This window comes from Streptomyces sp. ISL-99 (assembly GCF_018614005.1).
GTDB classification, from domain to species: Bacteria; Actinomycetota; Actinomycetes; order Streptomycetales; family Streptomycetaceae; genus Streptomyces; species Streptomyces flavidovirens.
This window is the reverse complement of sequence record NZ_JAGGPC010000038.1, coordinates 164,822-189,372: the sequence shown is the minus strand read 5'-3', so window position 1 is coordinate 189,372 and position 24,551 is coordinate 164,822. Positions and strand designations below refer to the sequence as shown.

Annotated in this window: 17 protein-coding genes and 2 pseudogenes; 11 read left to right on the top strand and 8 right to left on the bottom strand. The window is 68.4% G+C overall.

Features of this window, described 5'->3' with window-relative positions; translation table 11 throughout:
- Positions 1-438 precede the first annotated feature (438 nt).
- The 3 genes from J7E91_RS23600 to xdhC are packed head-to-tail and all read left to right on the top strand — an operon-like array spanning position 439 to position 5,175.
- Entirely contained in the window at positions 439-1,920 is a 1,482-nt protein-coding gene (locus tag J7E91_RS23600) for a xanthine dehydrogenase small subunit (protein ID WP_214908187.1), read from the top strand.
- Entirely contained in the window at positions 1,917-4,364 is a 2,448-nt protein-coding gene (gene xdhB, locus J7E91_RS23595; RefSeq protein ID WP_214908046.1) for a xanthine dehydrogenase molybdopterin binding subunit, read from the top strand. The genes J7E91_RS23600 and xdhB overlap by 4 nt, the downstream gene beginning before the upstream one ends.
- 1 nt (position 4,365) lies before the next feature.
- Positions 4,366-5,175 carry a xanthine dehydrogenase accessory protein XdhC gene (gene xdhC / locus J7E91_RS23590; RefSeq protein WP_214908045.1) on the top strand — a complete coding sequence of 270 codons (810 nt, stop codon included), beginning with the start codon at positions 4,366-4,368 and terminating at the stop codon, positions 5,173-5,175.
- Positions 5,176-5,570: 395 nt separating this feature from the next.
- On the opposite strand, the gene J7E91_RS23585 is transcribed toward xdhC, so the two are convergent.
- Together J7E91_RS23585 and J7E91_RS23580 are read right to left on the bottom strand one after the other, a co-directional pair.
- A complete protein-coding gene (locus J7E91_RS23585) occupies positions 5,571-6,074 on the bottom strand; it encodes a nucleoside deaminase (protein ID WP_214908044.1) in 504 nt (167 codons plus the stop codon).
- A gap of 141 nt (positions 6,075-6,215) precedes the next feature.
- The gene (locus J7E91_RS23580; protein WP_214908043.1) at positions 6,216-8,465 is read right to left on the bottom strand and encodes a xanthine dehydrogenase family protein molybdopterin-binding subunit; all 2,250 of its coding nucleotides are present in this window, start codon (positions 8,463-8,465) and stop codon (positions 6,216-6,218) included.
- 328 nt (positions 8,466-8,793) lie between these two features.
- On the opposite strand from J7E91_RS23580, the pseudogene J7E91_RS37370 reads away from it, so the two are divergent.
- Positions 8,794-9,100: pseudogene (locus J7E91_RS37370) on the top strand (hypothetical protein); the annotation flags it as partial.
- Here the strand turns inward: J7E91_RS37370 and J7E91_RS23575 are convergent.
- Together J7E91_RS23575 and J7E91_RS23570 are read right to left on the bottom strand one after the other, a co-directional pair.
- A pseudogene (locus tag J7E91_RS23575) lies at positions 9,015-9,916 on the bottom strand (DNA repair ATPase); the annotation flags it as partial. The pseudogenes J7E91_RS37370 and J7E91_RS23575 sit on opposite strands and share 86 nt — an antisense overlap.
- An 89-nt stretch (positions 9,917-10,005) precedes the next feature.
- Positions 10,006-11,073 (bottom strand): helix-turn-helix domain-containing protein, encoded by a 1,068-nt coding sequence (locus J7E91_RS23570; protein WP_251016156.1) that lies wholly within the window; start codon positions 11,071-11,073, stop codon positions 10,006-10,008.
- A 704-nt stretch (positions 11,074-11,777) separates the two neighbouring features.
- Between J7E91_RS23570 and J7E91_RS23565 the strand changes: the two genes are divergently transcribed.
- The 7 genes from J7E91_RS23565 (at position 11,778) to J7E91_RS23535 (ending at position 20,036) form a co-directional block, all read left to right on the top strand.
- A complete protein-coding gene (locus tag J7E91_RS23565) occupies positions 11,778-12,215 on the top strand; it encodes an SPFH domain-containing protein (protein ID WP_251016119.1) in 438 nt (145 codons plus the stop codon).
- A gap of 17 nt (positions 12,216-12,232) precedes the next feature.
- Positions 12,233-12,601, top strand: coding sequence for a DUF3040 domain-containing protein (locus tag J7E91_RS23560; protein ID WP_214908042.1), 369 nt, complete (start codon positions 12,233-12,235; stop codon positions 12,599-12,601).
- 99 nt (positions 12,602-12,700) lie between these two features.
- Positions 12,701-13,999 carry a Na+/H+ antiporter NhaA gene (nhaA, locus tag J7E91_RS23555; protein ID WP_214908041.1) on the top strand — a complete coding sequence of 433 codons (1,299 nt, stop codon included), beginning with the start codon at positions 12,701-12,703 and terminating at the stop codon, positions 13,997-13,999.
- A gap of 170 nt (positions 14,000-14,169) precedes the next feature.
- The gene (locus J7E91_RS23550; RefSeq protein WP_214908040.1) at positions 14,170-15,300 is read left to right on the top strand and encodes a site-2 protease family protein; all 1,131 of its coding nucleotides are present in this window, start codon (positions 14,170-14,172) and stop codon (positions 15,298-15,300) included.
- 374 nt (positions 15,301-15,674) lie between these two features.
- On the top strand, positions 15,675-17,210 hold the full coding sequence (locus tag J7E91_RS23545; protein WP_214908039.1) for a sodium:alanine symporter family protein: 1,536 nt from the start codon (positions 15,675-15,677) through the stop codon (positions 17,208-17,210).
- Between the two features lie 257 nt (positions 17,211-17,467).
- Positions 17,468-18,781 (top strand): Na+/H+ antiporter NhaA, encoded by a 1,314-nt coding sequence (gene nhaA / locus J7E91_RS23540; protein ID WP_214908038.1) that lies wholly within the window; start codon positions 17,468-17,470, stop codon positions 18,779-18,781.
- A 358-nt stretch (positions 18,782-19,139) separates the two neighbouring features.
- The gene (locus J7E91_RS23535) at positions 19,140-20,036 is read left to right on the top strand and encodes a trypsin-like serine protease (protein WP_214908037.1); all 897 of its coding nucleotides are present in this window, start codon (positions 19,140-19,142) and stop codon (positions 20,034-20,036) included.
- Between the two features lie 55 nt (positions 20,037-20,091).
- Here J7E91_RS23535 and J7E91_RS23530 read toward each other — a convergent pair whose 3' ends face one another.
- Genes J7E91_RS23530 through J7E91_RS23515 form a run of 4 tightly spaced genes read right to left on the bottom strand, consistent with a single transcriptional unit; the run spans position 20,092 to position 24,522 of the window.
- The gene (locus J7E91_RS23530; RefSeq protein ID WP_214908036.1) at positions 20,092-20,796 is read right to left on the bottom strand and encodes a lactate utilization protein C; all 705 of its coding nucleotides are present in this window, start codon (positions 20,794-20,796) and stop codon (positions 20,092-20,094) included.
- Positions 20,793-22,277 carry a lactate utilization protein B gene (locus J7E91_RS23525; RefSeq protein WP_214908035.1) on the bottom strand — a complete coding sequence of 495 codons (1,485 nt, stop codon included), beginning with the start codon at positions 22,275-22,277 and terminating at the stop codon, positions 20,793-20,795. Before J7E91_RS23525 ends, J7E91_RS23530 begins: the two co-directional genes overlap by 4 nt.
- Entirely contained in the window at positions 22,274-23,029 is a 756-nt protein-coding gene (locus J7E91_RS23520) for a (Fe-S)-binding protein (RefSeq protein WP_214908034.1), read from the bottom strand. The genes J7E91_RS23525 and J7E91_RS23520 overlap by 4 nt, the downstream gene beginning before the upstream one ends.
- Positions 23,020-24,522, bottom strand: coding sequence for a rhamnulokinase family protein (locus J7E91_RS23515; protein WP_214908032.1), 1,503 nt, complete (start codon positions 24,520-24,522; stop codon positions 23,020-23,022). Before J7E91_RS23515 ends, J7E91_RS23520 begins: the two co-directional genes overlap by 10 nt.
- Positions 24,523-24,551: the final 29 nt, after the last annotated feature.

The window sequence follows — 24,551 nt, the reverse complement described above, 5'->3', positions numbered from 1 at the left end:
GCGACGGCAGCCGGCCGGCCAGGACACTGGGCGCTCGACCACCCAACGGTGGCGCTCCAGCCTCGAATCCGATCGGTCCTCGAGAGACCGGGGTCAACCTCTTGACCTCTGTGGCCCAAGCCACTAGTTTGCGGTAATCGTCGACCCATAACTACCGGAAGGAGGCGACCAGCAGATGTACACCAGCTCTGATCTTGGTCGCCTCGCCCAGTGCACAGCCTGGGTTCCGGGTCGGATCGCGCACGGCTGCTGAGCACGCCGTTCTGATGTGCCCGTTCGTGGCACATTCCGGGTTTCCCGTCCCCACCTTCCGGCACGTCACCTTTGCGTGCCTTTCTGCGCCCACTCCTCTCACGTGGCGCGTCTGAACACAGAAAGCTGCCTGAAATTGGCGAACATGATGAATCGACCGATCGCGCACCGAAACGAAGGCCTGTCATGGTAGCGGCCCGGATCACGGTCAACGGGAAAGAAGCACCGATTTCACCGGCTGCGCCCCACACCACAGCGCTGGATTTCCTGCGCGAGCGTGGCCTCACCGGAACCAAGGAGGGTTGCGCCGAGGGTGAATGCGGCGCCTGCTCGGTCCTGGTGGCCCGTCCCGGGGTGAACAAGCCCACCGACTGGGTGGCGGTCAACGCCTGCCTGGTCCCGGTCGCGGCGCTCGACGGTCAGGAGATCATTACCTCCGAAGGTCTCGCCACCGCCGGCGAACCCGGCAAGCCGCCCACCCTGCACCCGGTGCAGGAGGAGATGGCGGTGCGTGGTGGTTCCCAATGCGGTTACTGCACGCCGGGATTCATCTGCAGCATGGCCGCCGAGTACTACCGGCCCAACCGCTGCGCACACGCGGACTCGGACGACAGCACGGGCTCGGACGACAGCACTGACGCCGAGCACGGTCCGAACGGTTTCGACCTGCACGCCCTGAGCGGAAACCTGTGCCGCTGCACCGGTTACCGTCCGATTCGGGATGCCGCGTTCGCCGTCGGTACGCCCGCCGATGAGGATCCGCTGGCGCAGCGTCGCGAGCAGTCCCCGCCCGCAGCGGCTGCCACCGAATACACCCAGGACGGCAGTGTTTTCCTGCGGAAGAGCACCCTGGCCGAAACGCTGGAGCTGCTGCGCGAGCGGCCCGACGCGGTGGTGGTCGCCGGCTCCACCGACTGGGGCGTTGAGGTGAACATCCGTTCCCGTAGGGCGGATTGCGTGGTCGCCATCGACCGGCTGCCCGAAATGCGGGAGTTGCGAGTCGAATCCGACCACATCGAGATCGGGGCGGCGCTGACGCTCACCGAGATCGAACGCCGCCTCGACGGCGAAGTCCCGCTGCTGGCCGAGCTGTTCCCGCAGTTCGCATCCCGGCTCATCCGCAACGGTGCGACCCTCGGCGGCAACCTGGGTACCGGCTCCCCCATCGGTGACAGCCCGCCGGTGCTGCTCGCGCTAGAGGCATCGGTGGTGCTCGCCGACGCCGACGGTGAGCGCGAGGTCCCGCTGGCGGACTACTTCACCGGCTACCGGCAGAGCGTTCGCCGTCCCGGCGAGCTGATCCGCTCGGTGCGCATCCCGCTGCCTCTGTCGCAGGTCGTGGCCTTCCACAAGATCGCAAAGCGGCGCTTCGACGACATCTCCAGCGTTGCAGTCGCTTTCGCGCTCGACATCGAGGACGGGATCGTCCGCAAGGCACGCATCGGCCTGGGCGGCGTGGCCGCCACCCCGATCCGCTCCCTCGCCACCGAGGCGGCCCTGGAGGGCAAGCCGTGGGCGGCGGAGACGGTCGAGGCCGCGGCCAAGGTGCTGCGGGGTGAGGGCACACCGATGGACGACCATCGCGCCAGCTCCCTCTACCGTTCCGCAATGCTCGGCCAGAGCCTGCTGAAGCTGCACGCACAGACCCCCGAGGCGGTGTCGTCATGAGCCATTTGTCCGAGCGTCCCCAAAAGCCCGTCGTCGGTGTTTCGATGCCGCATGAGAGTGCTTTCCAGCACGTCACCGGCACCGCGCTCTACACCGACGACCTGGTCCAGCGCACCAAGGACGTCCTGCACGCCTACCCGGTCCAGGTGATGAAGGCCCACGGCCGGATCACCGCGCTGCGCACCGAGCCCGCGCTCGCCGTGCCCGGCGTGGTCCGCGTGCTGACCGGCGCCGACGTGCCCGGCGTCAACGACGCCGGCATGAAGCACGACGAGCCGCTGTTCCCCGACGAGGTCATGTTCCACGGCCACGCGGTCGCCTGGGTGCTCGGCGAGACCCTGGAGGCGGCCCGGCTCGGTGCGGCTGCCGTCGAGGTGGAACTCGAGGAACTGCCCTCCCTGGTCACGCTCCAGGACGCGATCGCGGCCGGCAGTTATCACGGTGCCCAGCCCCTGATGGAGACCGGCGACATCGACGCGGGCTTCGCCGACTCCGCGCACGTGTTCACCGGCGAGTTCCAGTTCTCCGGGCAGGAGCACTTCTATCTGGAGACGCACGCCGCGCTGGCCCAGGTCGACGAGAACGGGCAGTTGTTCATCCAGAGCAGCACCCAGCACCCGTCGGAGACGCAGGAAATCGTCTCGCACGTGCTCGGCGTGCCCTCGCACGAGGTGACCGTGCAGTGTCTGCGGATGGGTGGCGGCTTCGGCGGCAAGGAGATGCAGCCGCACGGGTTCGCGGCCGTCGCCGCGCTCGGCGCCAAGCTGACCGGTCGGCCGGTCCGGTTCCGGCTCAACCGGACTCAGGACCTGACCATGTCCGGCAAGCGGCATGGGTTCCACGCCACGTGGAAGATCGGCTTCGACGCGGACGGCCGCATCCAGGCACTGGACGCCACCTTGGTCGCGGACGGTGGCTGGAGCCTGGACCTCTCCGAGCCGGTGCTTGCCCGGGCGCTGTGCCACATCGACAACACGTACTGGATCCCCAACGCGCGCGTCGCCGGTCGCATCGCCAAGACCAACACGGTGTCCAACACCGCCTTCCGCGGCTTCGGTGGACCGCAGGGCATGCTGGTGATCGAGGACATCCTGGGCCGCTGCGCGCCGCAGCTCGGTCTGGACCCCATCGAGCTGCGCGAACGCAACTTCTACCAGCCGGGCCAGGGCCAGACGACGCCGTACGGACAGCCGGTCACGCAGGCCGAACGGATCTCCACCATCTGGCAGCAGGTGCAGAACGACGCCGGCTTCGCCGATCGCAGGCGTGAGATCGCCGCCTTCAACGCCGCGCACCCGCACACCAAGCGGGCGCTCGCCCTCACTGCCATCAAGTTCGGCATCTCGTTCAACCTCACCGCCTTCAACCAGGGCGGCGCGCTGGTGCTGATCTACAAGGACGGCTCGGTCCTGATCAACCACGGTGGCACCGAGATGGGCCAGGGCCTGCACACCAAGATGATGCAGGTGGCCGCGACCACGCTGGGCATCCCACTGCACAAGGTCCGGCTCGCCCCGACGCGTACCGACAAGGTGCCCAACACCTCCGCCACCGCCGCCAGTTCCGGGGCGGACCTCAACGGCGGGGCGATCAAGAACGCCTGTGAGCAGTTGCGTGAGCGGCTGCTGCAGGTGGCCGCCTCCCAGCTGGGTGCGAACGCGTCGGACGTGCGCATCGTCGAGGGCGTCGTGCGCACCCTCGGCAGCGACAAGGAGCTGGCCTGGGACGACCTGGTGCGCACCGCGTACTTCCAGCGGGTCCAGCTGTCGGCGGCCGGTTTCTACCGGACCGAAGGGCTGCACTGGGACGCGAAGACGTTCCGGGGTTCGCCGTTCAAGTACTTCGCCCTCGGCGCCGCCGCGACCGAGGTGGAGGTGGACGGCTTCACCGGCGCCTACCGCATCCGGCGGGTGGACATCGTGCACGACGTCGGCGACAGCCTGTCCCCGCTGATCGACATCGGTCAGATCGAGGGCGGCTTCGTGCAGGGCGCGGGCTGGCTGACGCTGGAGGACCTGCGCTGGGACACCAGTGACGGCCCGAACCGCGGCCGGCTGCAGACCCAGGCAGCGAGCACCTACAAGTTGCCTAGCTTCTCGGAGATGCCCGAGGAGTTCAACGTCACGCTGCTGGAGAACGCCACCGAGGAGGGGGCGGTCTACGGCTCCAAGGCGGTGGGCGAGCCTCCGCTGATGCTGGCGTTCTCGGTGCGAGAGGCGTTGCGGCAGGCTGCCGCCGCGTTCGGGCCGAGCGGGGTCAGCGTCGAGTTGGCTTCGCCCGCGACCCCGGAGGCGGTGTACTGGGCGATCCAGGCGGCTCGCCAGGACGATGCCTCCCGGAACGGTCACGCCCGTAACGGGTTTGCCGCCGACGGCCACACCGGAAACGGGAACGCCGCCAACGGCAGGATCCGAACCGACGCAAAAGCGTTGAACGGTGCCTGACATGACGTGGATCGCCGCGGTCGCACGGTTGCGAGCACGCCGGGAGTCCGGCGTGCTGGTCACCGTTGCGACCGTACGCGGCCATGCCCCGCGCGATGCCGGTGCGAAACTCGTCGTGGGGCAGACCGAGACGTGGGGCTCGATCGGCGGCGGCAATGTCGAGGCCGTCGCGATCGATCGGGCCCGGGAGATGTTCACCGCGTCAAAGCCCGAGCCGGAGCTGATTGAGTTTGCTTTGAACGACAAGGTGACCAACCAGCATGGTGTGCAGTGCTGCGGTGGCACGGTCTCGGTGCTGCTCGAACCGCTGCCGGTGGTACGGGCAGTCGCGGTCTTCGGCGTCGGGCACGTCGGGCTGGAACTGGCGCGCATCCTGGCACGTCAGGACCTCGACCTCCATCTGATCGACACCCGCGCCGACATCCTCACCGAGGAGCGGCTCGACGTGCTGGCAGACGCGGTGGCGCAGGTGCACGTGCATCACACGCCGCTGCTGCCCGAGGAGGTGCTGGAAGAGCTGCCGCACGGCACCCACGTCCTGATCATGACCCATGATCACGCCGAGGACGCCGCTCTGTGCGACGCCGCCTTGCGTACAACCCATCTCGGCTCCATCGGGCTGATCGGGTCGGCGGCCAAGTGGGTACGGTTCCGCAAACGCCTCGCCACCGAGGGCGGTCACGACGAGGCCACCATCGATCGGATCAAGACCCCGATCGGGCTGGCCGACATCACCGGCAAGGAACCCGCGACCATCGCCGTGAGCGTCGCTGCCGATTTGCTGCGCACCTTCGAAACCGAGGGGAACTGACTCTCTACCCGTATCGACAAGGGTGTCCCGCGCTCGTGCGAACGCACAGATGCGGGGCACCCTTTCGGCACGACTGTGCCCGTCATTTCAAGTCTCTGGCCGGGAGCCGGCCCATCGACCAGCTGACCAGCTGACCAGCTCATCGAAGAAGCACCTGTTCATGCCTAGCAGGGGCTGTCGTGCAGGGACGGGGTGAAGGGGCCCGCGTGCCGCCCGCCACAGCCTGTCCGACCCCGGTGAGCTCGCCTATTACCTCGCCTACGCGCCCGTCGGCATCGAGATCGCCCAGGCCGGCAAGGAGGCAAGAGAAGGCAGAAGCCCCAGGTCACGGCGAGTGAGTCCTGGGGCTTCTACAACTTGTGGGGCGTTGGCCAGTGCGCGGTGGGACCGGGTTTTCAGTAGTCGATGCGGTCGGTCCTGGCCAGCCACGCGTCGAACGGCGCCGTACGGTTCGGCATGTCCACTCGCTCGATCGCCATCGGCCACAGCTCCGCGGGCTTCTTGTCGAACAGGTCGTAGAACTTGCGGTCGTCGAAACCGGCCACCGCAGCGTCATCCCGGTCTGCGGCGAAGACAATCCGGTCGACTCGCGCCCACAGCGCGGAGGAAAGACACATCGGGCACGGCTCACACGAGGTGACCAGGACGCAGCCCTCGAGTGAGAAGGTGCCCAGCTTCAGGCAGGCGGCACGGATCGCGCTCACCTCGCCATGCGCCGTCGGATCCAGGTTCGAAGTGACCTTGTTGTTCCCGATCGCGACAATCTCGCCATCCTTGGCGATCAGTGCGCCGAACGGACCTCCGCCGTTCTTCACGCTGTTGGTGGCAAGGCCGATGGCCTCGTCCATCCAGGTGCGCTCGAGTTCCTGGATGCTCGTTTCTTGGGTGTGCGCGGTCATGGTCACTCCTTTGTCGCAGACGGTGAGGACTCCCCGAATGCTCTGCCCGTGCGAGAACCGCACGGGCAGAGCACCCGGGCAACAAGTGGGGCTCCGCGGGTGCCGCTTGAGACCAGCTCGGTCGGCGGCACCCGCGGGAGATCAGCGCGGCCAGGCGCCGACAATGTGCTCCGGTGAGACCGGGGTGTGAGTCAGGTTCAACCCCGTCGCATTGCGGATGGCGTTCACTACCGCCGGAGTGGCGGAAATGGTGGGCGGCTCGCCGACACCGCGCACGCCGTACGGCGAGTTCGGGTCAGCCCTTTCGATCACATCCACCGTCATCGGCGGCGTGTCCAGAATGGTCGGGATCAGGTAGTCGGTGAACGACGGGTTACGGATCTTGCCGTCCTTGACCTTGATCTCCTCCATCACGGCAAGGCCGAGCCCCTGTGTGGAACCACCCTGGATCTGCCCGACGACGGCGTCCGGGTTGATCGCCTTGCCGACGTCCTGCGCACAGTCCAACTGCACGACCTTGACCAGGCCGAGCTCGGTGTCCACTTCCACCACCGCGCGGTGCGCGGCGTAAGCGTGCTGGACGTGCACCCGCCGGCTCTGTCCGGTCTCCGGGTCCATCGGGTAGGTCTGCAGGTGGTGGTACTCCCTGGTTTCCTCGATCACGTCATCGCCGAGTACGTCGACCAGATCGGCAAGGACACCGGTGGTTTTGGAAACAACCTTGCCGCCGGCAACCGACAGATCCGCGGGGTTTTCGCCGAAGCGCTGGGCGACCCGGTCGAAGAGCACCTCGCGGACGGCTTCACACGCGTTCTTGACGGCACCGCCGGTGATGTAGGTCTGCCGGGAAGCCGAGCTCGACCCCGCGTCGCCGACGTTGGTGTCGGCCGCGTGGACGGTGACCCGCGCCACGCCGAGTTCGCTGCGGACGATCTGCTGCTTCATGGTGATCAGGCCCTGCCCGACCTCGGCCGCCGCGGTGTGCACCAGCGCAACCGGTTCGCCGCCAATGACCTCCAACCGCACCCGCGCCGTGGAGTAGTCGTCGACGCCTTCCGCGTAGGAGACGTTCTTGATGATCACGGCGTAGCCGACGCCCCGAACAACTCCTTCGCCGTGCGAGGTGTTCGACAGACCGCCCGGCAGGCCGCGGACGTCGGCCTGGCCGTCGGAGGTCGAGCCCTGCGAGACGGCGTTGAGCTGACGCAGCTCCACCGGGTCCATGTCCAACGCCTTGGCGAACTTGTCCATCTGGGACTCGTAGGCGTATGCGGGCTGTACGGCGCCGAGGCCGCGCATCGCGCCGCACGGCGGGTTGTTCGTGTACAGGCCCCAACCCTCGATCCTGACGTTGGGTACCTCGTACGGCCCGACGCCCAGCGAAGTGGCGTTGCTGACCACGACCGGGGTCTTGGAGGCGTACGCGCCGCCGTCGAAGTACATCTTCGCCTTGATGTAGACGAGCTTGCCGTCCTTGGTCGCGCCGTGCTCGTAGTACATCTTCGCCGGGTGCCGGTGCACGTGGCCGTAGAAGGACTCTTCCCGGTTGTAGACCATCTTCACCGGCTTGCCGGTGTGCAGCGCCAGCATGCAGGCGTGGATCTGCATGGACAGGTCCTCGCGGCCACCGAAGGCACCGCCGACACCGGACATGGTGAAGCGCACCTTCTCGACCGGGAGCCCGAGCGCCCGCGCCGTCTGCTTCTGGTCCACGTGCAGCCACTGGGTGGCGATGAACAGGTCGACCCCGCCGTCCTCGGCCGGGATGGCCAAACCGGACTCCGGCCCGAGGAACGCCTGGTCCTGCATGCCCATGGTGTACACATCGGACACCACGACGTCGGCCTTGGCTTCCGGGTTGCCCTGGATGATCGGCTGATAGCGCACCACGTTGCCCCCGGGGTGCTCGGGGTGCAGCTTGGGCAGCGTGTCGTCGTGCGCGGCCAGCTCCGGGTCGGTGATCGGCTCGAGTACCTCGTAGTCGACCACGATCTTTGCCAGCGCGCGCCGGGCCGTCTCCGGGTGATCGGCGGCTACAAGGGCAACCGGCTCGCCCTTGTAGCGCACGATGTCCGCGGCAAGCGCCGGCGTATCGGCGACCTTCAGGCCGTAGATGTTCTCGCCGGGGACGTCCTGGTGGGTCAGCACCGCGTACACGCCGGGGTGCTTGACGGCCTCGGTGATGTCGATCGAGCTGATCCGCGCATAGGGGTGCGGGCTGCGCAGTGTTCCGCCCCAGAGCATGTCCTCCGCCCACAGATCCGAGGAGTAGGCGAACTCCCCACGCACCTTGAGCGTTCCGTCCGGCCGCAGCGGGCTGTCGCCGATTCCACCGGTGATCGACTCATTGAGATCTTGCGGGGTACGGGCGGGAGAACTCTGGTTGGTCATCAGGCAGCCTCCACTGTCCCGTCCGTGACTCGTTCACGTGCTGTTAATGCGGAATAGCGCAAGTACATCCGCCGGGCCCTGCCGAGGGTCAGTCACCGAAACCATGAAGGCGTTGGCTGGTGGGGTGGCCCCTCTTGTAGATTCGTACGAATGGCAGAAATCGGTGACCTTCTCATCCTGAGCGCCAGGCGATCTCGATGGCATGGACGGCGGCGACGGTGCTGTGGCATTCGGGCAGGTCGCGGCCGTAGCAGGGGTGCGGAAGGTGGCCTTAGGGCCTGTCCGACGGGTTGTGTGACTCGGCTTGTGATGGATCGTTTCGGTCGACATGGGGCGGGGTGATCTTCCTGTCGAGGAATGGGGCCCGACTGGAACCGCATCTGCCGAGAAACGTGGGCCGGGGCGGACGTTGGCAATGCCACCAGCGTGTAATCAACGGGATGCCGGCGGCCGCCCCGCTGAACGGCTCCGTAAGAGGATCCTGCGGGCGTCGCTCTCGGGCCGCCGAGCATCGCTCTGATGAAGCGGTTGGCCGTTCACGAGGTGGCTTCACGACGAAGATTCATCTGGCGAGTGACGGAAGCCGTCACCCGCCGGCCGTTCTGACCACCCCGGGGCAGTGGGGTGACGCTCCACCGGCACGCGCACGTACGCCGACGTGATGGCGTTCCGGCGAGCCGCCTCTTCCTCGGCGAGCGTGCCGCGCAGGGCTGCCAGCTTGAGCAGGTTGACCTCGGCTCCTGTCGTGAGGGCCTGGGCCTCGCCCGTGTAGTGGTCGTCGATCACGGCGGCCAGCTCGTCGTCATTCATGACCCGGGAGATGCGCGACGCGATCTTGCTCATGTTGCGGTACGAGCCCTGGAGTTGGAAGGGCGGTTCGGTGCGGGGTGGCGCCGGACTGGGCGGCGGAAGCGATGTACGCCTCGTTCACGGCCAGGACCGTCTCGCGGGCGGTGAGCGGGTGGCGCACTTCTGGAGCAGTTCCGGTGAGGTGTGCTGGATGTCGTCCAGGTACAGCAGGACGTTGTTGCCCGCCGTCAGCGCGAAGTTGACCTTCTCCATCTCCTTGCGGGCGGTGGTGTTCGGCGCTTCCGCCGGGTCGAGCGAGGTGACGCTGTGGCCGAGGGCCGGCCCGCCCACCTTCACCAGGAGCAGCCCGAGGCGGTCGGCGACGTACTCCATGAGCGTGGTCTTGCTGCCGTAGCCGGGCGGCGAGACGAGAAGGAGCAGTCCGCTGTTGTCGGTCCGCTTGCCGTCACCGGTGGCGCCGAGCTGCTTGGCGAGGTTGTCGCCGATGAGGGGCAGGTACAGCTCGTCGACGAGGCGGTTGCGTACGAAGGAGGACATGACGCGCGGCCGGTACTCGTCCAGGTGCAGCCGGGCCTCTCGGCGGTGACGAGAGCGGTTCTGCGCTGCTGGTACGCGCGGAACCCGGGCACCAACGGCTCGCGTCCGCCAACAGCATGAGGTGATGACATCACGTGGGCAGGCTTCCGCCCGTTGAGGGGCTGAACCTGTACCCGCTGGCTGCGGGGCAGGATCAGTCAGCGGGCTGGAGTGGACGAGACGGCCAGCCCAGGAGACGTGCGCCCAGCGCGGCGGTCTGCAGGATGTATCGCTGGTCCGGATCGGTAGGGTCATAGCCGGTGAGCTGCCGGATGCGGCTGAGCCGGTATGTGACGGTGCGTACGCTCAGTCCCAGTCGCCGCGCGGTCGTGGTGTTCAGGCAACCGCTGGCGAAGTAAGCGGTGAGGGTTTCCAGCAGTGTCTGCGGGCCGCCGCGCGCCGCCTCCAGCCCGCCGAGGACGATGGCCACAAGGTCGGTGATGGCTGCGCGGTCCCTCCCGAGAACCTGGAAGACCAGCACGTCCGAGGCGTCCACGACCTCGGTGGTCAGGCCGAGCCGGGCGGCGAGGTCGAGAGTGCTGCGTGCCTCCTGGTAGGAGCGGACGATGCCACTGGGGCCAGGCCGCAGCCGGCTGACGGCGACCTGGTACTGCTCATCGACAGCGTTCCGCACCGTGGTGGTGAAAAACGGGGGGACCCCGGCCACCGGACCGGGGGACACGCACACCAGCAGGCCGTCCTTGGTGGTGATCAGCACATCGCGCGCGCTGAACCTGGCGGTCAACGCCTCCTCCACATAGCGGGTGGCTCCGTCGCCTGCGCTGAAGGGCTTCTTGGCCCGCGCGACGGTGACGGCATGCGGGCCGACCAGCCGGAGCCCGAATCGTTCGGCCCGCTCAGCAAGCCGGCCCAGATCGGTACGGCCGTCGAGGAGGTCGTCGACGAACTCGCGCCGCGTCGCCTCTTCCCCACGGATGGCTGCCCGGTGAGCGGTCTCGTACCCCTCGGTCAGTGCGACCGTCGCATCGCCGACCGCCCGCATGAGGGCGGAGACCACCTCTGCCAGGCCCTCGTGGTCCCGTGCCTGTCGCGCACCGGGCAGGTCCGCCCAGACGCGGCAGGCGGAGGTGAGGTATTCGGCGATCAGGGCTCGGAGGGCGGTGCCGCGGTCCGCGGCGGCGGCGGCCAGCTCCCTCAAACCCTCAAGGTCACTGTCACGCAGCCGCCGCTTACTGACGGAGATCCTGGCGAGCTGCTCCAGGTAGTGGTTGAGGGCATCCGCAGTGGGGAGCTCGGCGGGTCCGTTCGCTCTGGCGGCTGTAGCTGCGGCCGGAGCCGTGGCAGCGGCTGCGTCCACAGAGGGTTCGTGGTCTCGCTTCCCCATCGGCATAGTGCCATTTTGCCGGACATCGGCAACATACGGCCGCCCGAGACGGCCGTGCCTGTGCACCCTCGGCAGGCGTCCGGCCAACGCGCATCGGGTACCCCGCAGTAAAACCGCATCGCAGACCCCGCATCGCAGACCCAGAGACAAAGGGGGTTTGCCGCGCTGTGCGCCGAAGTGGCTCCCTCGCGCCGATCCGGAGGTTCGCTCAGGTCCTCCTGGTGGCCTTTACCTGCCTTTTTGCCGTCCCCGCCATGAGCGCGGCGCAGGCGCCGACCCTGCTGGTCACACAGGTCGACGGGGCCATCACCCCCGTGGTTGCCGATCACCTCAGGGAAGGGCTGCGCATCGCCGAACGGGAGCCACCTCGGCGCCGACACACCCGTAACAGGACAAGGCGAGGAGGCGAGCGAGAAAGTCGTCAACGACTCGGTGGCGTTCGCGTGGCGGTCCGTCCGCGGCTGCGACGCTCCTGTCACCGAAGGAGAGCGCATTCGCGTGGTGGGCCGCCAGGGCCTGGACCTGACCGTCGAAAACGCCGGCCCCTGGGAGGACCGGCACTCCGGACAGGAGGATGGATCATGAACTCAGGGCTGATCGGCATCGTCCTCGGCGCAGCCGTCCTGCTCCTGCTGCTGATGGCCGCCGTGAAGATCGTGCCCGAGTACGCGCGCGGGGTGATCTTCCGCCTCGGAAGGATCACCGGCGCCAAGGGACCGGGACTGTTCTTCATCATTCCCGTGGTGGACCGTATGTTCCGCGTCTCGCTGCGGACCATCACCATGGACATCCCGCCGCCGGACGTCATCAAAGGCACCTCGCAGATGGCCCAGACCACGCTGCGCAGCGTCCTCGGGCAGGTGGACCTGGATGAGCCGCTGATCCGCTGCCCATGGAGGTGCTGCGCCTCGTCGACATGCTCCGGCAACCCGACGCCGCACAGGGCACCGTCCGCCCCGCACAGGCATGAGCCCCCGGCGAGTGGGCTGTGCGCTCCGCGGCGAAGCCCCGTCCGGTAAGCAGACAGGTGGTCGTGATGAACCCTCCGATGGACGACCGGCGCATCCTCGCAGAGATGGAGCGGCGCCTGGCCCGGGACGACCCTGACTTGGCCTCGCTGATGGACGCCCTCAACGGCCAATTCCCCACCGGTCCCGATGACGGTCCAAACGACGACGGCGATCGGCACGACTGGCGCTGGAAGACAGCTGTGGTGTTCGCCATCGTGGCGGTGGTGGCCATGATTCTCACGGCGATCTTGACCAGGCCGCCCTCGCCCGACGACAACAAGGGCCCGCCGAACGGCCTCGCGCCGGCCGTGTCCGTACTTACGCAGCGCCGCGCCCCGTCACGGACTGATGGCTCGTACTCGAAGTCCGCTGGTCGCAGTCGTCGAGCGGCGTGACGGGGACCCAGGCCGGTTGCCCGGCGCCGTCACGGCCACGCGCCTGCCGGCTCGAAGCACCCAAGAACTCCCCGTCCTGACCACCGAGAGGTGGACTGCATGCCCGCAGGCAACCGCAAGAACAGGACCCGCACCTTCCTCGACCGTCTCCCGCTGCCGGAGCGCACCTTCGTGGCGGACGCTCTGCGCACCGAGACCGTCGGGGGCATGGTGCTGCTCGCCGCCGCAGCCGTGGCGCTGGTGTGGGCCAACACGCCACTGAGCGGTGTCTACGAATCAGTACGGAACTTTCACTTCGGCATCGAGGCACTGGGCCTGAATCTCTCCGTGGCCCACTGGACGGCCGACGGACTGCTGGCCATCTTCTTCTTCGTTGCCGGCGCCGAACTCAAGCGCGAGCTGGTGGTCGGAAAACTCCGTCACCCAGGAACAGCCCTCCTGCCCGTGGTCGCAGCGATCAGCGGCATGGTCGTACCGGCGCTGATCTACGGACTCGTCGCCACGTCCATGGGGGGAACGTGGAACGGCTGGGCCGTCCCCATGGCCACCGACATCGCCTTCGCACTCGGCGTGCTCGCGGTGATCGACACCCACCTGCCCTCCGCGCTGCGCGCGTTCCTGCTGACGCTCGCGGTGGTCGACGACCTGGGTGCGATCGTCGTCATCGCCATCTTCTACACGTCGATGATCCACCTCCCCGCGCTCATCGGCGCCATGCTCGGCCTGGGTCTGTTCTTCCACCTGCACGACCGCAGACGGGTGCACGGCTGGTACTGGTACGTGCCGCTCGCGCTGGCGATCTGGGGATTGACGTACGCCAGCGGTGTGCATGCCACGGTGGCGGGGGTCGCCATGGGGTTGCTGCTGCGTGTGACGAAGGACGGCGAGAGAGGCAGGCGTCCCGCTGAGCGGATCTTGCACCTGGTCCGCCCGGTGTCCGCCGGAGTGGCGGTCCCGCTGTTCGCACTGTTCGCGGCCGGAGTGAGCGTGTCCGGCGACACTTTGGGGGATGTCGTCGGCCGCGCGGAACCGTTGGGCGTGGCACTGGGCCTGGCCGCCGGCAAGGCTCTGGGCGTCGTCGGCGGCTCCTACCTGGCCGTCCGGTTCACCCGGGCCCGACTCAGCGCGGAACTGGCCTGGGCAGATGTCGTAGCGGTGGCCATGCTGGCCGGCATCGGCTTCACCGTGTCCCTGCTGATCGGCGAACTGGCCTACTCCGACCCGGCAGATCTTGAGCAAATCAAGGCCGGCATCCTGCTCGGCTCCCTGACCTCGGCCCTTCTGGCGTGCCTGTTGCTGAAGCTGCGGAACAACAAATACCGAAGGCTGTACGAGGCGGAGACCGCCGACGAGAACGCCGTCGGCGGCCCCGACGACTCATCCGCACACGACAGGTGACGCACCATGCCTGTGAACCCCAGGCCTCAGCGATCTCAGCTGTCTCAGCGATACGACCAGGCGGCGCGAGACTGTCAGTGGGGCGACGTCGTACTGGTTCGGTCGCGCGGGCGCCGCGATGGCGTGCCGGCTCCTCCTGGACGACTACCTGCAACCCGCAGGAGATGGTGATGAACAGATCGGTACGGATGGGGCGAGTTCTCGGGGTCCCGCTGCGGATCCACTGGACTGTGCCCCTGCTCCTGGTGCTCTTCGGCTACAGCCTGGGGAGCCAGACCCTGCCCGCCTGGGTTCCGGGACACTCGGTCGGCGTTTACACGATCGGGGGTCTGGCCGGGGCCCTGCTGCTGCTCGTGAGCCTGCTGGCCCATGAAGCCGCCCACGCGGTCACGGCCCGGAGGAAGGGCGTCACCGTCCAGAACGTCACGCTCTGGGCTCTGGGCGGGATGACCGAGATGGGCAAGCCCCGTGCAGCAGGCGCGGCCTTCAAGATCGCCGTGAGCGGGCCCCTGACCAGCCTCCTTCTCGGTGGAGCGACGTTCGGCGCAGGGATCGGGCTGCATGCGCTGACCGGCTGGGCGATGCCCGCTGCCGTCCTGCTGTGGCTCGGGTGGGTGAACCTGTTGCTGGGAGTGTTCAATCTGCTGCCTGCCGCACCTCTCGACGGAGGACGAGTCGTGCAGGCGGTGATGTGGTGGCGTACGGGCGACCGGTACCGGGCGGAACGAGCAGCCGCACGCAGCGGGCAGGTCCTCGGCGTCCTGCTGATTGCCGTTGGATGGGTATCGCTCCTGCGCGGTGCACTGGGCGGTCTGTGGCTGGCTCTCATCGGCTTCTTCGTCATGATTGTCGCCAACGCGGAACGGCAGCACGCCACGCTCGCCACAGCACTCAGCGGAGTACGAGCGGCTGACGCCATGTCGAGCCCCGTGGAGACCTGCCCGGACTGGCTCACCGTGGAACGCGTCGTCAACGAAGAAGCGATGCGGACCCGCCACTCGACGCTACCGCTGCTCGACTTCGAAGGGCGCCCCAGCGGCATGGTTCACCTGCCGCAGCTCGCGAAGGTTCCCTCACCGCAGCGGGAGACACTGCGCGTGCGTGACGTGGCGACCCCGATGGCACAGTGCAGCACATGCGCTCCGGACGACCTCTTGGAAGACGTACTGGAAAAGCTCAACCCCAGAAGCGGCATGACAATCCTGGTCATGGACGGCCGGCGCCTGGTAGGCATCATCACCGCACGCGACATCTCCCGACTCGCCCAGCGCCACGCCCTGCGCAGTAACGGAACCGGCTGAGCACGCTCGGCCGGCACCTGCCCGGTGCACGGATCGCACACAGGAATACGTGTCCGATGAACGGACCATGGTCCCCGGATAACGGTCTGATGTCGCTCGCTGGGACTTTCCAACATCACTTACGGTTATGTGACTTGAGTCACTAAAGATTCCGTAAAGGCGTGGTAGAACTGCGCAACTCCGCAGGTGGCACCACCCCCAGCCGCCGTACGGAGTGGCCGGCACGCACCGGCAGCACGACCAGGGTGATCACGGTCCGAGTCCACGGACCGCGCCCAGGGTCGCCGATCGGACAACGGCGTTCGCTCAAATACCGCACACCCACCGGCAGCACTCCTCCCGTGCCCCGGCCCTGCGCCATCGAGGTAGCCACAGTGTCACTCGACTCCATCACCCAGAACATCGACGAAGCCGTCAGCGGTTTCTTCGAGCCCATAGCCACCTGGCTCGGGGAAATCGTCTTCCACTCCGTGTCCGTCGGCGGGGCGGACCTGCCCCTCATCGTCGCCTGGCTCGTCGTCGCCGGTCTCGTCTTCACCGGCTGGTTCGGCTTCGTACAGGTCCGCAAATTCCGCCTCGCCATCGATGTGGTGCGCGGCAAGTACGACGAGAAGGGTTCGACCGGCGAGGTCAACCACTTCCAGGCCCTGACCGCCGCCGTCTCCGGCACCGTCGGCCTGGGCAACATCGCCGGTGTCGCGGTGGCCGTCTCCATCGGTGGCCCCGGCGCCACCTTCTGGATGATCCTGTGCGGCCTGCTCGGCATGGCCACCAAGTTCGTCGAGGTCACCCTCGGTGTGAAGTACCGCGAGGTGCACGCCGACGGCACGGTCTCCGGTGGACCGATGCACTACCTGCCCAAGGGCCTGGCCGAGCGCTTCGGCAAGAAGGGCAAGACCCTCGGCAAGGTCCTCGGGGTCCTCGCCTCCTTCATGATCCTGTTCTTCGGCCTCTTCGGCGGCAATCTCTTCCAGGTCAACCAGTCGTACGCGCAGCTGGTCTCCGTCACCGGCGGCGAGGGCGGCCTGATGGGCTCCTCCGCCGGCGCCCTGTTCTTCGGCATCCTCATCGCCGCGCTCGTCGGCATCGTGCTCCTCGGCGGCATCCGCTCGATCGCCAACGTCACCAGCAAGCTCGTGCCCGCCATGGCCGGCATCTACATCGCCGCCTGCTTGGTCGTCATCGTGACCCACGTCACCGCTGTCCCGGCCGCGATCGGCACGATCATCGAGGGCGCCTTCAACGCCGAGGGTGTCGCCGGCGGTGTGATCGGTGCGCTGATCATCGGCTTCATGCGGGCCGCGTTCTCCAACGAGGCCGGTCTCGGCTCCGCGCCGATCGCCCACTCCGCGGTCAAGACCAAGCACCCCGCCAGCGAGGGCCTGGTCGCCCTGCTGGAGCCGTTCATCGACACCGTCGTCATCTGCACGATGACCGCACTGACCATCGTCATCGCCAACCCCGCCAGCTGGGCCGAGGCCCGCAAGGGCGAGTCCATCGGCGGCGTCACCATCACGTCGGACGCGTTCGGCACGGTCATGCCCTGGTTCCCGTACATCCTCACCGTCGCGGTGATGCTGTTCGCCATCTCCACCGTGCTGACCTGGGGTTACTACGGCCTCAAGGCCTGGACGCACCTCTTCGGCCGCAGCCGGGCCAGCGAGACGACGTACAAGATCGTCTACACGGTGTTCGTGATCGCCGGATCGCTGCTGACGCTGGAGACCCTGATCGCCATGGCCGACGCCGTGCTGTTCATGCTCGCCGTCATCAACATCATCGGCCTGTACCTGCTCGCCCCGGTCGTCAAGCGCGAACTGAACTCCTTCCTGGAGTACGTCCGCGCCCGCAACGCCGGCGAGACGGAAAAGGCCGACACAGACGAGGAGCCGGTGAAGACCACCGTCTGACCGCCCTGCGGCCCGGCTCCTGAGCGGGTCCGTACACATCTCGCGCCTTGGTGTGTACGGACCCGCTCGTTCTGCGTTTCAGCGGTTTCAGCAGGTGAAACGGTGTCTGGCGGGATTCGGAGAAGGCAGTTAGGGTGCGAAGAACGCGTCAACGGCCCGCCCGAAGCGGCCGCATCGGACGCGCGGTGTGCCGGGAAGTCTGGTCGGCGTCCTAGGGGCTCCATGCCCTTGTGCCGATGCCCCGGAGGATTTCCCTGATGGCCGCTGCCCCGCGCGAGCGTTCCCCTTTTCTCGGCCTGTTGCCACTGCCTGAGCGCACAGCCGTAACCCAGGCGCTGAGAACGGAAACGGTCGGCGGTCTGGTGCTCCTGGCCGCCGCAGTAGTGGCGCTGGTGTGGGCGAACACCCCATGGAGCGACGTCTACGAGCAGATACGCGACTTCCACTTCGGCGTACCAGCCATCGGCCTGGACCTCTCGGTGCAGCACTGGACCGCCGACGGACTTCTCACCATCTTCTTCCTCGTCGCGGGCATCGAGCTGAAACGTGAATTCGTCGTCGGTGAACTGCGCACCCCCGCCACAGCAGCCCTGCCGGTCGTCGCCGCCCTGTGCGGCATGGTGGTGCCGGCCGCCCTGTACGCCGCCACGGTCATGTCCGGCGGAGGCAGCCTCGAAGGCTGGGCGGTGCCCATGGCCACCGACATCGCCTTCGCACTGGCCGTCCTGGCGGTCCTCAGCACCCACCTGCCCGCCGCACTCCGGGCCTTCCTGCTCACCCTTGCCGTCGTCGACGACCTGGGTGCGATCCTCATCATCGCGATCTTCTTCACCAGCGATCTGAACTTCATGGCCCTCGGCGGAGCCCTCGCCGGTCTGGTCGTCTTCTACCTCCTCCAGCGCCACCGCGTGCGGGGCTGGTGGTGGTACGCCCCCCTCGGCATCACCACCTGGGCCCTGATGTACAACGGCGGCGTCCATGCCACCGTCGCCGGTGTCGCCATGGGCCTGATCCTGCGCACCACCCGCGACAAGGACGAGACGTCCACGCCGGCCGAGCGGACCTCCCACCTCCTGCACCCGGTGTCGGCGGGAGTCGCGGTGCCGCTGTTCGCTCTCTTCGCCGCAGGCGTCGGAGTCTCCGCCGCGTCGCTCGGAGAGGTCTTCACCCAGCCGGAGCCGCTCGGAGTGGTGCTGGGACTGGTCGTCGGCAAGACCCTGGGCATCTTCGCCGGCACGTACCTGGCCGCCCGCTACACGCGAGCCCGGCTGAACCCGGACCTGGCCTGGGCCGACGTCTTCGCCCTCGCTGTGCTCGCCGGGATCGGATTCACCGTCGCCCTGCTGATCGGTGAACTGGCCTTCCCCGACCCGTCCGCGGCTGAACACATCAAGGCCGCAGTCCTCATCGGATCACTCATCGCGGCGGGCCTGGCCGCATTGCTGATCAAGCGCCGCAACGGGATCTACCGCCGCCTGTACGAGGAAGAGAACCGGGACGACGACCACGACGGCATCCCCGACATCTACCAGCGGACCACCGGACCGGTACCGGCGAACGCTGACGAGTAGGGCAGCGAGAGCCGGCCCAGGTCATTCCGGCCTCGAAGAATTCGAGGAGCCCGTCGTTGCGCAGTCCGACACGGCCGATGACCGACCACGGCAGATAAGAAATCTGGCCGACGAGTGAACCCGGCCCTTCCTTTTTCCGTCTGAGAGAGGCGGGAACCATGTACGGGAACATGTGCGGGAAACAGAGCGCGAGATGTCGTCGACGAATTCCGCACTGATTCTTTGACGTGCTCATATGGGGCTTCTAATGTAGGTCGGCGTCACAACACCCGCTCTGCGCAGGGCTTCTGACGACCCGTCGGTCGTCATGCGCCCGTATGCCGCGTGGTGTCATTTCACCGAATCGGAGAAACCCCCCATGCGAATTCCATTCCTCCGCCGCTCCGGGCGGACGACCGTCGCCGGTCTCGCGGCCGGCACGGCGCTCACCCTTTTCATATCGGGCGCGAGTACGGCCCAGGCGGCGCCGGCGCCGGTGGCGAAAGACGGCGACCGGCCCAGCGCCTACATCATCGGCGGCGTTGAGAAGCCCAACGGTTCGTACCCGTTCATGACCGCGCTGCTGAACAAGGGCAGGGGCAGCGCCGTGGACCGGCAGTTCTGCGGCGGCAGCCTGCTCTCGCAGGACGTCGTGATGACCGCCGCGCACTGCGTCGAGGGCACCAAGGCCAAGACCATCGAGGTCACGGTCGGCCGTACCCTGCTGTCGGACAAGCGTCAGGGATCGCTGCGCAACGTGGCCGACATCGTCGTCCACCCCCGGTACGCCAAGGGCGACGAGGCGTACGACATGGCGCTGCTGACGCTGGACAAGCCGGTCCGGGGCACGGCTCCGGTCCACCTGCCGACCGTCGGGACCGACGCCCTGATCCGGCCCGGCGCCTCGGCCACGGTCGCGGGCTGGGGCAACACCGACACCGAGGTCCCCAAGTACCCCGACCGGCTGCGTGCGGTGAACGTGCCGGTGCTCTCGCACATCGAGTGCAAAGCCAGTTACCCCGGCTACGACAAGAAGGTCAACGTCTGCGCCGGCGTCGAGGGCAGGGACTCGTGCCAGGGTGACAGCGGCGGCCCGCTGTTCCGCAAGCTGCCCGGCCGTCAGGGCGTCTATCAGATAGGCGTCGTGTCGTACGGAGACGGCTGCGCCGAGCAGGGAGCCCCGGGCGTCTACACCTACACCGGCTCCGCCAAGCTGTGGAAGACGCTGGACGAGTCGCCCAAGGGCAAGAAGATGAAGCGCCTGCTCGGGCGCTGACCGGCCGACGGCCCACTGCCGATGACGGCCCCGGCGCCGGGAGGCGCCGGGGCCGTCATGCAGGGGCCTGCCCCTCGGCCCTGTCGTCGACCAGGACCACCTCAAGCATGCGCGGGCCGTGGATGCCCTCGACCCGGTTCAGCTCGATGTCGCTGGTGGCGGAGGGACCCGAAATCCAGGTCTGCGGCCGCCGGGGGTCCAGCCGTTCGAGCGCTTCCGGTACGGACCCGACGACCTGGTCCGGCACCCGTACGACGCAGATGTGGTGGTCGGGCACCAGAGTGATCCGGCGCCTGCCCTGATCGGGACCGCCGTCCAGGACGATCGTGCCGGTCTCGGCGATCGCGACCGCGCAGCCCGTCACCACGCTGTCCACGGCGTCGAGTTCGTACGCCGTGTCCGCCTCCCGGTCGTGCACCAGGGCCGGGTCGGCGGCGGCCAACCAACGGGGCGGGAGCCCCGGCGGTACGAGCACCGACTGCGAGCCGTGTGCGGCCAGGAGCCGCTTCAGGAGCTGGGGCAGCCCTGCGGCGTCCACCCGGTGCACAAGAGCCCGGTAGTCCGCCAGGTTCTCCGCGAGCAGTTCGACCGTCTGCTCGGTCGTCCGGTCGCCGTGCACGCGCAGATAGCCGCGCTCCACCCGGACATCCTGCGGCCGCTCGTCGCGCGGCACATCCGTCAGCGCCCTGCGTACCCGCGCCAGCACCCGTTCCCTGCTACCGCTGTTACCCCTGCTACTGCTGCCGCTACTGCTGCTCACTGGGATCCTCCACGCGTGCGCTGCCACCAGTCCCTGAACGATTCCGCGGGCATCTCGGGCAGCGTGCGCGTGTCGCTCCACGCGCGCCCCGGTCCCGGCAGCCGCTTCGGATGGATGCGGCGGGTACGGGACGCCAGCCGCTGCCCGGCCCGCAGCGCGCCCGGGTGGTCCAGTGTCCAGCGTGCCGCGCGCATCGCCGCACGCTCGACCGCGTGCCCCTTCGCCGGCTTGATGGTGACCCGCTCCCCGTTCCTGGTCACCTCGCCGCCCTCCACCACCCGCTCCCGCAGATGCACAAGCACCTCCGGGATGTCGATGGCGACAGGGCACACGTCGTAGCAGGCCCCGCACAGCGAGGACGCGTACGGCAGCGAGGCGTCGACCTCGCTGCCCGTGCCGCGCAGCTGCGGGCTCAGGATCGCGCCGATCGGCCCCGGGTAGACCGAGCCGTACGCGTGGCCGCCCGCCCGCTCGTACACCGGGCACACGTTCAGGCAGGCCGAGCAGCGGATGCAGCGCAGCGCCTGCCGCCCGACCTCGTCGGCCAGTGTGTCCGTACGGCCGTTGTCGAGCAGCACCAGGTGGAAGGTCTGCGGCCCGTCACTGTCCGTCGTACCCGTCCACATGCTCGTGTACGGGTTCATCCGCTCCGCCGTCGAGGAGCGCGGGAGGGTCTGCAGAAACACTTCGAGGTCCTGCCAGGTCGGAACAACCTTCTCGATGCTCACGACAGAGATCAGCGTCTCGGGGAGGGTCAGGCACATCCGCCCGTTGCCCTCGGACTCGACCACGACGAGGGTGCCGGTCTCCGCCACCATGAAGTTGGCGCCGGAGACGCCGACCTTGGCACGCAGGAACTTCTCCCGCAGATGGACGCGGGCCGCCTCGGCCAGTTCGGACGGGTTGTCGGTCAGCCCGGCCGGGGCAGCCCTGCCCCAACTCCCCATCTTCTCCTCGAAGATGTCGCGGATCTCGCCCCGGTTGCGGTGGATGGCGGGCACCAGGATGTGCGACGGCCGGTCGTCGCCGAGCTGCACGATGAGCTCGGCGAGATCCGTCTCGTACGCCGCGATGCCCTCGGCCTCCAGCGCCTCGTTCAGCCCGATCTCCTGCGTGGCCATCGACTTGACCTTGACGACCTCACACTTCTCGATGTCACTGCCGACGGCCGCCTTCACCAGATAGGTGACGATCCGGTTGGCCTCCTCGGCGTCGGCGGCCCAGTGCACGGTCCCGCCCGCCGCCGTGACCGCCTCCTCCAACTGAAGGAGGTAGCCGTCGAGGTGACGCAGCGTCCGGTCCTTGATGTCCTTGCCCGCCGTCCGCAGCCGGTCCCAGTCCTCCAGCTCGGCCACGGCCTTGGCGCGCTTGTCGCGGATGGTGTGCGTGGCGTGCCGGAGATTGCCGCGCAGCGTCACGTTGCGTACGGCATCCTCGGCCGCCTTGGGGAACGCGGGCATTCCCAGATAGGTACCGCTCATGCGTAGGGCTCCTCCTCGGTCGCGGCGAGAATCTCCGCGATGTGCACGGGCCGGACCGTGGAGCCCAGCTTGGCGAGCGTGCCTCCGATGTGCATCAGGCAGGAGTTGTCGACCGTGCACACCGCCTCGGCTCCGGTGCCTTCGATGTCGCGTACCTTGTCCGCGCCCATCGCCGCCGATACGGCGGGGTTCTTCACGGCGAAGGTGCCGCCGAAGCCGCAGCACTCCTCGGCGCCCGGCAGCTCGCGCAGTTCGAGGCCTTTCACCTGTTCCAGCAGCCTGCGGGGCCGGTCGCGCAGGCCCAGCATGCGCAGGCCGTGACAAGTGGGGTGATAGGTCACGGAGTGCGGAAAGTACGCCCCGACATCGGTGACGCCCAGCACGTCGACCAGGAACTCGGTCAGTTCGTACGTCTTGGGCACCGACCGTGCCGCAGCTTCCGCGAGCGCCTGGCCGCGTCCCTCGGCGGCGGACCTGGCCCCGATCCGCGGGTAGTTGTCGCGCACCATCGCGGCGCACGAACCGGACGGGGTGACGACGTACTCGTACTCCTGGAAGGCCGCGTCGAAGCGCCGTACCAGCGGCTCGGTCTCGTGCCGGTAGCCGGTGTTGAACTGCGGTTGCCCGCAACAGCTCTGGGCCTGCGGGAAGCCGACCTCCACGCCCAGCCGTTCCAGCAGCCGTACGACGGCCTGCCCGGTGTGCGGATAGAGCGTGTCGTTGACGCAGGTGACGAAGAGAGCTACGCGCATGTCCCGTCCTCCTTCCCTCGGCCTGTGGCGATGCGGTCCGCGGCCTCGTCCCAGGCCGTACGGTCGCCCGCCGGATCGTAGTACCGCAGGGTCTGGGTGGCGCGCAGCAGCGCCCGCAACCGGGCCAGTCCGCCGCTGATCAACCCGGCGGCGCGGGCCTGGACCAGCACGTTGCCGAGAGCCGCGGCCTCCGCGGGGCCCGCGACCACCGGCAGCCCGATGGCGTCCGCCGTCAACTGGCACAGGAGAGTGTTGTGCGCGCCCCCGCCGACGATGTGTACGGCGTTGACCTCCCGGCCCGAGAGCGCCCGGGCGTCCTCGACGGCCCGGCGGTGGGCCAGCGCGAGGGAGTCCAGCACACAGCGCGTGATCTCGGCGGGCGTACGCGGCTCGGGCTGCCCGGTGCGGGCGCAGGCGTCCGCGATACGGCGCGGCATGTCGTCCGGGGCGAGGAACGCCGGATCGCCCGCGTCCACGACGGAGCGCAGCGGCGCCGCCCGTGCGGCATCGTCGAGCAGTGCGGGGAGATCCTGCGGGTCGCCCTGCGCTTCCCAGGCGCGCAGGCACTCCTGGAGGAGCCACAGGCCCATGATGTTGCGGAGGTAGCGGACGGTGCCGTCCACGCCGAGCTCGTTGGTGAAGTTCGCCGCCCTGGACTCCTCGGTGAGCACGGGCCGGTCGAGTTCCAGGCCGGCCAGCGACCAGGTGCCGGTGGCGATGTACGCGAAGTCGTCACCCGCCGCCGGTACCCCGACCACCGCCGAGGCCGTGTCGTGCGACCCGACGGCCGTCACCGGCACCGGCCCGGTCAGCCCCGTCTCCGCCAGCACCTCCGCCCGCAGGAGCCCGGCAGGGTCGCCGGGGCTGCGCAGCGGCGGGAACAGCCCGAGGTCGAGTCCGAGGCGGGCGGCGACGACCGGTGACCAGTCACGGGTGCGCGGGTCGACGAGCTGGGTGGTGGAGGCGTTGGTGATCTCGGTGCCGGTTCGGCCCGTGAGCCAGTACGAGATCAGGTCGGGGACCATCAACAGCCGGTCCGCCGCCGCGAGCAGGGGCGTGCCCTGGGCGGCGACGAGCTGGTAGACGGTGTTGAAGGGCAGGTGCTGGAGCCCGGTGGCGGCGTACAGCTCCTCGGGCGGCAGCACGGCGGCGACCTTCTCCGGTGCGCCTTCCGTACGGGTGTCCCGGTAGTGCACGGGGTTGCCGAGCAGCGCGCCGTCAGCGTCGAGCAGCCCGTAGTCGACGGCCCAGCTGTCGATCCCGATCCCCGCGAGCCGTCCGCCCGCCGCCGCCCCGGCCGCCCGCAGGCCGTCCAGCACGCCGCGGTACAGCGCGAGGATGTCCCAGTGCAGGGTGCCGCCGACCCTCACGGGTCTGTTCGGGAAGCGGTGCACCTCTTCCAGGTGCAGGGATTCAGTGCCGACCCTGGCGACCATGACGCGTCCGCTGGAGGCGCCGAGGTCGATGGCGGCGAAGGTGTGGGTGGGGCGCATGGAGTCCTCGTAGTGGTGCGGGTCGGGTG